Raw genomic sequence first — 13,097 nt, forward strand, 5'->3', positions numbered from 1 at the left:
CATATTTAGAATTTGTAATTGTAACCAATGCGAATAACCTGTGTTTCATAATAGTCTTTACTGGTGTAAGAAAACCCATTGCCCACTATTTCCCGCCTTATGACCATTGTATTCAACAGGTCTGTAGCGTTTAAGAAAACTTCCCCTTTAGATCCTTGTATGGCCTTTTTGATGCCGAAGTCCAGAGAGAAACGGGATCCGATCTTTCCCTGTGGGATAATATCCGGCGCCATGTATACGGCAGTGAGCTGGGCCTCAACGCCAGCAGCGAAACGAAAATTATTGTTCAGTTTCAAATTCCCCGAAACAATGCTTTGTTCCGCCGCTGTGAATTGATGGGCTACCGGATACAGATTGGTGACAGTGTAGGCATTAATCTTGTTTTTATAAATATTACCATTTATGTTAAAGGAGTAAGCAGGAGATACCTTTTCTTCGAACACCGCTTCTATCCCTGTGTTGTAGCTTTTTCCCGCATTCTGGAAAATAGCATAAACGGAAGCGCTTCCGGGCACTACGGTAGAGATCCTGGTGATTGTTCCATCCGCAAACCGGTGATAGCCTGCCACGTAAAGGCTGCCCTTTGCCCAGTTGGTTTTGTAACCCACTTCGATGGAATTGGTGAACTGTGGTCTGAGTGCGGGGTTCCCCACTTTTATAATGTCCGCATCATCATATTTGGGAAAGATCCTGATGTCCACTTCATTTGGGCGATCCACCCTTCTGTTAAAGAAGGCGGATAGTTTGTTCCGCTCATTTAACTTATAGCTTAATCTGAAGTTGGGGAATGGCTGGGTGTAGTTGTACCCATCGCTGCTGTAGGTAGGGTGCTCAGGGTTCACGTCATATTGTATCCTTACATATTCCAGCCTGAGCCCCAGTTCTGCTTCCCATTTTTTGTTTTCAAAAACATAATTTCCATAGAGTGCGGGAATGAGTTCCCGGTAAGTAGCCCATCCTCCGGCAGCAGAATCGATCACGGAATTAACGCCGGGTTTAAATTGCATATCCGTGGGGATACTTCGGTTCCTTAGTTTAATACCGGTTTCAATCCTGCCATATTTCAACGGTCTTATATAATCTATGTTCAGGTCATACACCTGCTCGTCTGATAGCAGCTTAAAAGCATCTGTACCTGATGAGGCGGGGAGGATGTTGTCGTAAAAGTATTTTTCATCTTCCCTGTGGAATGTATAGTTGAAACCTACGTTCAGCAAATGCCCTGGTTGCAGGAACTTATGCTGATAGCTGACTGTGCCCATTACAGTAGTTTTTAGTTCGTCTTCCAGGAATTGCCACAGGCGTATCCTTTCTGACAGATCAGCGTGAAAAAAGGGCTGATCACCATGATCGATGATCTTTTCACTGCCAAACATACCTGATACCGTGAGGGTGTTCTTTTCATCCATATACCAGTCAATGCCGGCTCTTGAAGTGAAAAAGTTGGTGTTCCGGTTCCTTTTGAGTTGTTGTTGTACAACCTGGCCATCATCATATGTTCTGGTTACGAATTCGTTTTTATTGAGGGTTTTGGTGTACAGGTTATCTGCCTGTAAAAAAGCATTGATCTTATTCTTCCGATAGTTGAGTGACAGGGAAGGATTTATTTTAGGCGTCATTTTATACTGGGGCCTGATGGTGGGCAAATTCTCTTTTCTTTCCCAAAGAGAACCCAGGCCCATTGCGAGGCCAACTTTACCGTTCCATCCTTCCTGTTTGTTTTTCTTCATCACAATATTGATGATCCCTGCATTGCCATTGGCATCGTACCTGGAAGAGGGATTATTGATGATCTCAATTTTCTCTATGGAAGATGCCGGAATATTATCCAGCCCGTATTGACTTCCAAAACCTGTCAGTGCTGTTTGTTTGCCATCGATCAGTATTGTCACCTTATCATTTCCCCTCAGCTGCACTTTGCCATCCTGTATGGTGATCCCGGGAAGGTTTTGCATGGTTTGCAGTACAGATCCTCCTCCCTGGCTGATGTTATCGGCCACATTATACGTTTTTTTGTCCAGCGCTGCGCTGAGTGTTTGCTGCTCACTGGTAACAACCACGCCCTGCAGCTGGGACACGGTTTCTTCCATTTCTATAACAGGCAGGTCAATGAATTGGGAAAGGTTGCCAACGAATAGATCTTGTGTTTTCGTTTTTAAGCCCATGAAGGAAGCCTCCAGTATATAATTGTCGTGTTTTACACCGGTTAGCGTAAATAGCCCCTTCTCATTGCTGACTGTTCCGGTAACAAAGGAACTGTCCTTCGTTCTTTTCAGCACTACATTCACGTAGGGCAGCGGTTTTCCGTCTTTCTTCCCCTTTATTGTTCCGGATACAGAAACGTTGGCAGATTGCGCCAGAACTGCCTGCGGAAGGATATTTAGCAGTGTGAATATGATGAGTATGAGATCTTTCCTTTTCATAGAACAAATGTCGGATACGATTTGGGAGGAATTTTGGAGGGGAGTTATCTGATAAACATAGATCACAATAATTTATTATCAACAAACCACTAATCCATCTAATTTTGCGCGGATATGCAAAATGCCGGTGCAGAGTTACTTTTATTTAACGCCATCCGTCAAGGTGATGAAAAAGCCCTGGAGGTAGTGTTTTTACGCTATTACAGCCTTTTGAGCCGTTATGCAGGCAGATTGCTGAAAAGCGAAGCTGACGGGCAGGAAGTGGCTGCAGATGTGTTTCTCACCTTCTGGGAAAAACGCCAGTCCATAGAAATAAAAGAAAGCCTGCGCCAATATCTTTTTGCCATGACCCGGCACCGCACCCTGCGCCGCCTGAAAACGAACGGCCGTGTGCCCGGTTCTCTGGAACTCACGCCTGAAACGGTTAAGGAATACGAAGAGAACTGGATAGATGAACCAGCAGATAACGTAGATCACCTGGCCGTTTATATCAATCAACTTCCCCCACAACGCAGGCATATTTTTGAATTAAACAAAATAGAAGGCCTCTCTTACCGTGAAATTGCCCAGCGCCTCGGTCTCTCAGAAAGAACCGTTAAAAACCAGGTATACCGCGCCATGCTACAGTTAAAGGGCTTGTCTGTGGTGCTTTTCCTGCTCTATTCGAAGAGTTAACATTGTGTTAATATGGCAGCGTGAGCCGCTGGCCCCCTTTCATGTCTCCTTATGAATAAGGGGCTGCAAATCCCGGTAATATAGCTATGTCAAAAGAGAATGAACTGGACTGGAGCCTGATCCATAAAATAATGGACGGTAATGCCACACAGGGGGAAACAGCAAAATGGGAAGCGCTTACAAAGCAACAAGCCGAGTATGCTGCATTGATCCCCTGGCTGCGCCGGGTACAGGCAGAACAGCAGGATACCACTTCTCCTTATTACGCCATGGATGCCTGGCAGGATTTCAGGACCAAACTCCCGGTTAAACAAAGAACAATACGACTATGGCCCAAAGCAGCCATAGCCGCAGCTATTGCGCTGCTCATCAGTGCAGGCTGGTGGTTATATCCTTCCGCCACAAAAACAATCGCCGCACAGGTCACCTATACTGTTCCCAATGGTCAAAGGAAATTGATCACCCTGCCGGATAGCACACAGATCTGGATCAACGCGGGCTCATCCATTAAATGGAAGGAAGATTCCATACGGGAAGTCTATTTGGAAGGAGAAGGTTTTTTTGATGTACGGAAAGATCCATCCCGTCCATTTATAGTGCATACCCCGGAAGCCACCATTCGTGTGCTGGGAACATCTTTTAATATAGAAGCTTACCACCAGGTTGCAGTAACCGTAGCCACCGGTAAGGTGCAGTTTTCCAGCAAGGGTGGTCAGTCCGTAACCCTCACGCAAAACCAGCGTGCTGTATGGATGAGTGAAACAGGAGAATTTCAAACAATACAAACAGATGCATCCTCATACAGCGAATGGCGTAAAGGCATATTGCAATTCAGGGATGAGCCATTGTTAAATGTAATAGGAACGCTGGAACGCAGATTTAATATACCCATGAAAGTGATCGGAACAATTGGGGAGGATCAATACTGCACCGCCAGGTTTGCAGCGAATGAACCGCTTGAGAATATCCTGGAAAGTATGCGGCACATCTATGGCTTAACCATCACAAAAAAGGAAGGAACGATCCTTATTCAATCCAGACAAAAGAGAAAATAAAACACCCGGTACGCATCGCAAATGACAATACCGGGCATTATTAATAAACAAAATCAATTCAAAAGTATGAAAAAAATTGTACCCTGTGCCCGAAACCAGGAAAAAGCGCCACTGATCAGGCGTTTATCCCGGTTGTTGTTTTGCTTATTACTATTATCTCAGCAGTTGCAAGCACAACAGAAAGTGAGCCTGCAGGCAGATAACCAACCATTAGAAAACATTTTTCATTTACTGGAACAGCAAACCAGCTATACATTCGCTTATAACAGCAGAGAAATAAAAGATAAGCTGGATGAGAAATTCAGTTTCAGAGAAACGGACAAGCCATTGCCCGTAATACTGGATGTTATTACAAAACGTACCGGACTTCAGTTTAAGCAATCCGGCAAAATAGTATCCGTACAAAATGGCGTTATCCCTGCTCCTAAAAGAGATCCGGGTAAAGTAACCGGGAAGATCATCGATGAAGAGAACGGGCAGCCGGTGTTTGGCGCCACTATCCGCATCGGTAATACAGGAGCTACTACGGGCATTGATGGTTCCTTTAGTATTTCTATGCCTAAAGGCACTTACACAGCTACTGTGAGCAACATTGGTTATGGTACGAAAGAAGTGAGTGGCATTATCGTAAATGATGGTGAAACCTTTGAGCTGAATGTGGTGATAAAAAGGAAGAAAGGCCAGCTGGCTGGTGTTACCGTAATGTCTTCCGCTAAAAAAGAAGGCATTGCGGCTGTATATGCCCGTCAGAAAAACACGGCAGAAATTTCCAATGGTATGTCTGCTGAGCAGATCTCTGCCACACCGGATAAAAATGTGGGAGATGTACTGAAACGGATCTCTGGCGTAAGTACGAATGATAACCGCCGGGTAGTGATCCGCGGAATTGCAGAGCGTTATAACGTGGCCATGCTGGATGGTGTTACACTTCCCAGTACAGATGTGCAGGTGCGTGATTTTGAATTCGACATCATTCCCAGCAACCTGGTAGATAATATTATTGTGTCTAAAGGTTATACACCGGATATGAGCTTTGGCTTTGGCGGAGGATTGATCCAGATCAACACGCTGGCCATTCCCACTAAAAATTTCAACAACATCAACTTTGGTGGTAAATATAACGATCGCAGCACAGGCAAGGAATTCCTTGGTTATAAACGAGGAAAGAATGATTACCTGGGTTTTGATGACGGAGCAAGAGAAAAGCCCTATAAAGCAGATCTGTTTTATTTTGATCTTAACCGCTATAATCCCGGCAGGCCCTATGATAATGTAGTACCTCCCGGATTAAACCTTACACCTATCACAACTGAAATGATAGGAGAGCAGAATAAAAAGATCGGTGGTACAGAGCGCCTGGGCACCCGTACTTATACTGCCCGCCCATCGCAAAACTACCAGGCAAGTCTTGGCAGGAGTTATGAGCTGGGTAAAAGCCGCCTTGGTTTTGTGGGTTCATTGAGCTATCGCAATGAACAAAATATCGATGATATTTTGCATTTCGAAAGAGGCAGCTGGTCAAAGAACGGCAACACTGCTTATGACGCTAAAACAGGTGCAGAAATGTATGAGACCACCGGCAAACAATACAATTTCACCACCACCTGGGCAGCACTGTTGAATGGTGGCTGGCAGTCTAAGAACCATAAGATCATTACGCGTAACTTTTATTCCCGCAGCTTTCAAAGCAGGTTTATCCGTACTGTAGGCTGGGGCAATGATATTGGTTACGGAGAAGATCCTGCCGTTCAGGAAAACGACAGTCCTAAGTTCATTGAACTTTTACAGAACAAATTAAGCGGCGAGCATAAGATCGGGCATTTTGTGATAGACTGGAACCTGGCCCGCAACAAGATCTCCAATTACGAGAATGATGCCGTAGAAGCAGGATTATCACCCACAAAAACGGCGAATTCCACCGTGTATACGTATGGTCCCAATAGTGTTACCGATCCGGGAATTGGAATATTGAACAGGGCGCAGTACAAATATGATGAGGAAAACCTGATGGCAGATGCAGCGCTCAGCTATCAGTTCAAAATAGGCAGCCAGCAGCAAAAGATCAAAGCAGGGTACCAATACCTGGAACGCCATGGCACCTATGATTGGAAGATCCTGCCAATTGGTTCCATGAATTCCGGCCGGTATAGCGGCATACCTATCAGCGCATGGGGGCAATTTATGGACTTTAAAGATCCTTTAAACGACATCTACTATTACCCCGGAAGTTTTTCTTTAAACGCATATGAAGGGAAAAATACCAATGAAGCCGTTTTTGGGATGATGGACAATCGTATCACCAAATGGTTACGGTTAGTATGGGGCATGAGAGTGGAATCATATGTATATGAAGAAATAAAAGATGCTACAAGTACTGGTTCCGCTACGATCCAGCGGCAGGTTGAAGAAAAAAGCCGTTATGTGGACCCTGAAACCGGCCGGCTTGTACACAAATACCTGGATGCAGCTACGGAAGAAGAAAAATGGCGCTACCTCCCTTCAGTGAACATTACTGTAACGCCATTATCGAATGTTAATATACGGGCTTCTTATGCACAGTCTGTAGTAAGGCCTTCACTGATCGAAAATTCCGGTTTCTCCCGTTTCAATCCGGCACTTGGCCGTATCCAGCACAATGTAGGGGTGTTGTCTACGATCATTGATCATTATGATACAAAGCTGGAATGGTATCCTTCAGCAGGAGAAGTAGTATCAGTGGGATATTTCTACAAATATTTTAAGAACCCGGTGGAATTATACCTGGATGTTACCAATTCGAGCCAATCAGTAGATGCCTTAACAGGTAACTCAGACTGGGCTAAAGTACACGGATTTGAATTAGACCTTCGCAAAAACCTCGGTTTTTTATATGCAGGATGGAAACCCCTGCAAAATATGTACCTGAGCGGTAACCTTACATTACAGAAGTCAGAAGTACAGGCCAGCAGATTTGAATATACCAGCTTCGGCCAGGGTACCGAGGACGAAGAAGGGTTAAGCTATAGCTATCGTAAAAAAATACTGCTGAAAGAAAAACGTCCGCTTTACGGTCAGGTACCGGTGTTGTATAATATCGGCTTGTTGTACAACAACGACAGGTTAAGTTTGAATATGGTATTCAACCACATGGGGTATAAAACCTTTACAGTAGGTATCATGCCTGAATATGTGGAATATGAACGCCCACGTAACCAAACGGATGCACAGATCAGTTATTCTTTCCTTAAAAGCAGGGCATTAAAAGTGAAGCTGAACATGAGCAACCTGTTCGACGATCCTCATCGTTTCTTTATCAACTCCGTCAATACGTATAAAGCGAAAGATGGTGTGGGTAGCACGATTGGTTTAACAGAGTGGACAGACAAGTACGAATGGAGATTTGGTTTTTCTGAAAAGTATGAAGAAGGTTATTATGAAACTGCTGCTGATGGAAAAACGAAAAAACGTATCGGAGATATAGACACTTTTACCAGAAAAGTAGGTCGTTCATTCAGTTTCTCTGTTGCTTATTCATTTTGATAACGGGTTTTCAAAATAAAAAAACATGAAATCTTTACATACATATTTTATTGCGTTAATGCTGCTGACCATCACTATGGCGGGGTGCCAGAAAGATGACAACTTCCTGGTAAAAGAGGAAGCATTTGCTTTGACAACAAGCGGTTTCAATGGCAGCGACAGCGAGCTGCAAATAACGATAGATACCATGACTTCAAATGCGCTTATCGACGCCGGAAGGAGCTTTAACCGTACAGACAGATATACTTTTCCTGCGTCTAAGAATAGTATAAAACTGGCCATTACAGAAAAGAAAACCGGTAAGCCGGTTTATGAAAAAGAAGTGAAGAAGGGAGAATACACCCTGGTGATTAATTTGTTCTATGTGAATGGTAAATTAATCGAAAAGCCGGTAGCACCGGCTAATAACCCGGATGGTTTCCGACTGGTGAGTTATCTGTTCCTACCCAGTGTTTCCAATTATACAGGTGATATAGATATCGTTTATTATAAAAAGTACGAAATCATAGAAAACGGGCAGTTTAAACTGGAAAAGAAGGAAGAACTGGCAAGGATCAAGGCAAAGGCTTATACATTTTCTGAATTCTTAAAAGCACCATCTTTCCCCGGCGGGAGAACCGAAATAGACGGGAAAGTTTATTATGTAAATCCCGAGTTGAGATTTTTTAAATCCGGCACGGATATTAACTATTATGAAGATGCAGGATTCACGATTGCTTCAGGTGTCAGTTTACCTCTTCTGTTTAATACCAAACCACAGATAGTGGCCATAACAGAATCGGGCACACCAGCGGCTAAGTATATCAACTCTTACCAGCAAACACAATTTTAAATTATTTCAAAACAGATCTGTTTATGATAAGAAGATATTTACAGGTATTGGCCATTGCTTCTCTAACAATATTAGGGCTGGCATCCTGCAACAAGGATATAGAAACAATAAGGGCGATCAATGTTACCTTCAAGGGATTTAACCTCAGCAATATGCAGCTGGAAGTGTCTTTGGATACAGTGATATTTGACAAGAAAATACAACCGGCAAATGCAAGGGTCAACTTCAGCATGGTATATCCCTATTTTGGCGGTAAAAAAGAGGCCATTTTAACGGTGAAAGACAAAGTAAGTGGAAAAGAGCTATTTCAGAAAACGTTGCCATTGTCTGGCAGCCAGCTGGAATTCTTTTATCCTCTTGTAAACATTGATGGTAAGCTTTTAGACATTACGCCTCCTGCGGCGGACCCTGCCACCAATAAACTGGGTTTTTACATCTATTATACTAAGAATAACGATCCGATCGATATCCTGATGTATAATCAAAACACAGGGCAACAAGCCTATCTGGCGAAAAATGCAGTTCCTCAAACCTGGGTATATACAGATTACCTGCCTGATCCGGCGTTTCCGGATGGAAATGCGGTAGGAAGCAGCACCATCTATTTCCTCAAAGCAGGAACATTTGATTTTGCTTTTAATGATAGTGAATCTCTCAGCCAAACAAGTGGATTCGGCTGGTATATCCCACATAACAAATTCACCGGGAATAAAGTACAACTTTATTTTATTCAGCCTTCACCGCAGGGCTTTGGTACAGAAATGGCACAACTGTTTCCTATTCCAAAAGGATATTAGTGTTTTAAAACCTGGCTACCAGCCTGTGGCAAAGAGCCTCCTGGCCCCCTTTATTCCACAGTGCTGATACTGCTGATAAGCCTGTGCTACCTTTTCATGGGTCAGCGCAGGCTTTTCCTTTAGCAGCCAGCTGTCTATCATTGCATCCAGTGTATAAGCTTCCGGGGACATGAGATGCGTGGTCCAGATCAGCGGGTTAGCGCCTGTTCTGCGAATGGGTTCTGAGAAGTAGGACTTACTCGCGCATGCAAAGATCGCTACATCACGGGGGCGATCATCTGCTTTTTCAGGATAAGCCGGCAGCGCTGCATCCATGAGTCCATTGTGTCCTACAAAACAGATCAGCCTGGCATCTCCGCCTGCATGCAAGGTATCCTTATCCAATGGAATGGGAGTACGGTTCCGGCCTGCTGCGTATTGCAGAAAAGAGGTGATCGTCTCTTTCATGCGGGCGCCGTCATAAGCATCGGCCACCAGGTAAACGCCCGGTGTGCGGTGTTTAAAAACAAGGCGCTCATGAATATAGGGAGCCGGTTGTTTGATCAGTTTAATGAGTTGCCAGTCCGGCTGTTTTTTCAGGAATGTTTTCACCCCATAACCGCATCCCCAGTAAAGATTATTGGCGGGGTCCTGCCCGTTGCCTATTTTGGCTGGTACGGGAACAATGCCCTGGTATTTGTTGTCGCAAAGCGCTACCAGTACGTGAATGGTAACAGGGGGAGCATAGTTCCCGAAGGTACTGAGGAGGAGGAGCAGGAAGTTCATATGTTTACCAGATGCAGAAATGCTGTTTTTACATACTTTTTGCTGTAATTTCATCACGATCTTAAATCTTTCAATATGTATACAAACCGGACCCTGAAGCTACAGCATGTTTTACCACGTCATTACATTCAGTTGTTGATACACTTCACGCCAATGACCGTGGCGTATGTGTTGTATGTGGTATTAGGTTATAAAGAAGCAATTATCCCGCTTTTGCCGATCGGCGTAATAGGCACCGCCGTTGCTTTTTATGTAGGCTTTAAAAACAATTCATCATACGACAGATTGTGGGAGGCGCGCAGGTTGTGGGGAAGCATTACCAATGCCAGTAGGGTATGGGCTGCCATGGTGCTTGATTTGGCCGGTAATAACGGGAACGAAGAGGTGAGAGCGATGGCACGTCACATGGTAATGCGGCACATAGGCTGGTGTAATGCCCTCAGGATGCAGCTGAGACGCAATAAGGTATGGAGTGAAAAGTACTATCAAAGCTATATATCAAGCACACAGTATAAGTCCGGCCAGGACTATGGAACGATGATGCAGGAAACACTGGATAAGTTTTGCGGCGCCGGTGAAAGAGAATACGTCATTAGTAAGCTGAATCCCGCTACACACCTGTTGCATCTGCAAAGCAGGGATATAAAACATTTAAAGCAGCAAGGCGTGATCGACAATATAGAACATGCCAATCTCACCAATGTGATTACGGATCTGTACAACCAGCAGGGCGGCTGCGAGCGGATAAAGAATTATCCGTTCCCAAGGCAGTATGCTGTTTTCAGCCGTGTGTTCGTAGATATTTTTATCGTGCTTTTACCATTTGGACTGATTGCAGAAATAACACGCCATACACCAAACGCCCAATGGCTTTTGTTTCCGGTTTGTTTCATTGTAAACTGGGTGTTCAATGCCATGGAAGCAGTAGGCGACCTGAGCGAAAATCCTTTCGAGAACGCATTGACGGATATTCCCATGAGTTCCATTTGCCGTAATATTGAAATTGATCTGCGGGAAATGATGGATGATAAAGAAGTGCCGGAAAGACTTGTGCCGGTTGATGGTGTTTTAATGTAGTATTTTAAAACAACAGTAGTCCCGATTTGATCGTTTATGGTGGTGTAACGTTTGCGGCATCACTGCTGGAAAATGATCTGGTAGATGACCTTTGTTTCCTGGTAAAATATCATTAAGCTGTGTATCTTACCCAAAAAAAACGATGGAAACACAGCCGAGCTGGAACAAATCTATTCTTTACGGATTATTATGCCTTGCCGGTGGCATTGCTTTTATCTGGTACTTTATCTGGCGCCCCCTGGAGGCCATGGCGCAGAAGCAGGATAACTTAAGCTATTCTTTGAAAGGTGTGGGCATAGGGCCTTTTTTAGTAGTGTTTGGCCTTTATCTGCTGATATTACGGCCGCCCAATTTAAAGCCTGATCAGATGTCGAAAAATCAGCGTGTAGTCTATTGGGTGATGATCGGGTTATCTATTGTATTGGGTATAGTTGCATTCATGTGGTTTAAACACCGGGCAACGGAATTGGGATATAGTGTTTAAAATTAAATAATGAAATTAAGATTCTTTACTTTCTTATACTGCCTGTTAAAATGCTCCCTGTTACAAGGGCAAACCATCGCAGGTGATCTGGCGGACCCATCTATAATAAAGGTGGATAGTGTGTATTATGCAACAGGTACCTCTTCAGAATGGGCGCCTTATTTCCCTATCTACAAATCTTCCAATCTTAAAGACTGGCAGCAGACAGGGTATGTTTTTGATAAAGCTCCTGCATGGACAGTTGGCTCTTTCTGGGCGCCTGAGTATTATAAGATCGGAAACACCTATTACATTTATTACACAGCAAGACGGAAATCAGATAACCGTTCTTATATCGGCGTAGCCACTTCTCCTTATCCGGATCATGGTTTTACAGATCATGGCGTGATCATTGAACATGGAAAGGAAGCTATCGATGCCTTTATCTTTAACGATGGAGGCCAGCTTTACATCACCTTCAAGGCATATGGACTGGATGACAGACCCATTGAGCTGCTAGGCGCCAAATTATCTGCAGACGGACTCAAAACTGAAGGGGAATTTTTCTCCATCCTGAAAGACACCAGCCGTGCGGGTATGGAAGGGCAAAGCATCCTGAAAATGAATAATTACTATTACCTGTTCTACTCAGCCGGCAACTGCTGCGGGCAGGGATGCAGTTATTCCGTTAATGTAGGCCGGTCTGCCAGCTTCAAAGGCCCGTATCAGTTATTTGATGGCAATCCGATCCTTAGTGAGAACGATACATGGAAATGTATGGGGCATGGAACTTTTGTTGACAACAAATATTACCTGCATCACGCGTACAATAAAAAGAGTACTGTATTTACCGGGCGGGAAGGATTACTGGCAGAACTGATCTACCAGGAATACACCGGCTGGCCTTTACTCAAAACAATAACACACAATAACAAAGCAGATCTCAATGATCCATTTGATGGACGTAAGCTGGCTAATTATTGGCAATGGGATTTCCGGCATTCTACTCCTTCTTATCAACTGCAGAAAGGGATGCTTCGTTTATCAGGAAAGCAAACAAAAGATAATCCCACCGGCATTGTATTAACGGTAAGGCCTACATCAGATAACTTTGATATCAGCACCAGTGTTGTTAACCGGAACAAAGCCCTTAAAGGATTGACCATTTATGGTGATGTAAATGCTGCGATAGGAATTGGGGTTGAAGGTGATAGTGTTAAAGTATGGAAGATGGAGAAGAAACAAAGGGTAATTATTAAAGCAGCGCTGGTACCACCATCTGATATCGGGTTGAAAATTAGCATGTCTCCAAACAGGACCTGCAACTTTTTCTATCAGGCAGGCAATGCTACATGGACTGAACTGGCTTCAGGCGTAGAAACCGGATCTTTACCACAGTGGGACAGGAGTCCTCGTTTGGGATTGCATTACAGCGGTAATGAAAAAGATAAAGCGGAGTTTTCTTTTTTCAGGCTGGAGAATAAATAAAAA

At 44.0% G+C, this 13,097-nt stretch carries 10 protein-coding genes; 8 read left to right on the forward strand and 2 right to left on the reverse strand.

The window, feature by feature from the left end; translation table 11 throughout:
• Positions 1-5: 5 nt before the first annotated feature.
• A complete protein-coding gene (locus GFS24_RS03935) occupies positions 6-2,423 on the reverse strand; it encodes an outer membrane beta-barrel family protein (RefSeq protein WP_153658262.1) in 2,418 nt (805 codons plus the stop codon).
• Between the two features lie 114 nt (positions 2,424-2,537).
• On the opposite strand from GFS24_RS03935, the gene GFS24_RS03940 reads away from it, so the two are divergent.
• From GFS24_RS03940 to GFS24_RS03960, 5 genes are all read left to right on the forward strand, one after another.
• Positions 2,538-3,098: an RNA polymerase sigma factor gene (locus GFS24_RS03940; protein WP_153658263.1), complete on the forward strand. Its 561-nt coding sequence runs from the start codon at positions 2,538-2,540 to the stop codon at positions 3,096-3,098.
• Between the two features lie 86 nt (positions 3,099-3,184).
• The gene (locus tag GFS24_RS03945; RefSeq protein WP_153658264.1) at positions 3,185-4,153 is read left to right on the forward strand and encodes a FecR family protein; all 969 of its coding nucleotides are present in this window, start codon (positions 3,185-3,187) and stop codon (positions 4,151-4,153) included.
• A 66-nt stretch (positions 4,154-4,219) separates the two neighbouring features.
• Positions 4,220-7,672, forward strand: a complete 3,453-nt coding sequence (locus GFS24_RS03950) for a TonB-dependent receptor (protein ID WP_173002963.1) — start codon at positions 4,220-4,222, stop codon at positions 7,670-7,672.
• Positions 7,673-7,697: 25 nt separating this feature from the next.
• Positions 7,698-8,504 carry a hypothetical protein gene (locus GFS24_RS03955; protein WP_153658266.1) on the forward strand — a complete coding sequence of 269 codons (807 nt, stop codon included), beginning with the start codon at positions 7,698-7,700 and terminating at the stop codon, positions 8,502-8,504.
• A gap of 23 nt (positions 8,505-8,527) precedes the next feature.
• Positions 8,528-9,301 carry a hypothetical protein gene (locus GFS24_RS03960; RefSeq protein WP_153658267.1) on the forward strand — a complete coding sequence of 258 codons (774 nt, stop codon included), beginning with the start codon at positions 8,528-8,530 and terminating at the stop codon, positions 9,299-9,301.
• Positions 9,302-9,316: 15 nt separating this feature from the next.
• On the opposite strand, the gene GFS24_RS03965 is transcribed toward GFS24_RS03960, so the two are convergent.
• Entirely contained in the window at positions 9,317-10,120 is an 804-nt protein-coding gene (locus GFS24_RS03965) for a hypothetical protein (protein WP_216647354.1), read from the reverse strand.
• 21 nt (positions 10,121-10,141) lie between these two features.
• On the opposite strand from GFS24_RS03965, the gene GFS24_RS03970 reads away from it, so the two are divergent.
• From GFS24_RS03970 to GFS24_RS03980, 3 genes are all read left to right on the forward strand, one after another.
• Positions 10,142-11,143 carry a bestrophin family protein gene (locus tag GFS24_RS03970; RefSeq protein ID WP_153658268.1) on the forward strand — a complete coding sequence of 334 codons (1,002 nt, stop codon included), beginning with the start codon at positions 10,142-10,144 and terminating at the stop codon, positions 11,141-11,143.
• A 142-nt stretch (positions 11,144-11,285) separates the two neighbouring features.
• Entirely contained in the window at positions 11,286-11,627 is a 342-nt protein-coding gene (locus tag GFS24_RS03975) for a hypothetical protein (protein WP_153658269.1), read from the forward strand.
• A 9-nt stretch (positions 11,628-11,636) separates the two neighbouring features.
• A complete protein-coding gene (locus GFS24_RS03980; protein ID WP_153658270.1) occupies positions 11,637-13,094 on the forward strand; it encodes a family 43 glycosylhydrolase in 1,458 nt (485 codons plus the stop codon).
• Positions 13,095-13,097 lie beyond the last annotated feature (3 nt).

It is taken from the genome of Chitinophaga sp. SYP-B3965, assembly GCF_009647655.1.
Lineage (GTDB): Bacteria > Bacteroidota > Bacteroidia > Chitinophagales > Chitinophagaceae > Chitinophaga.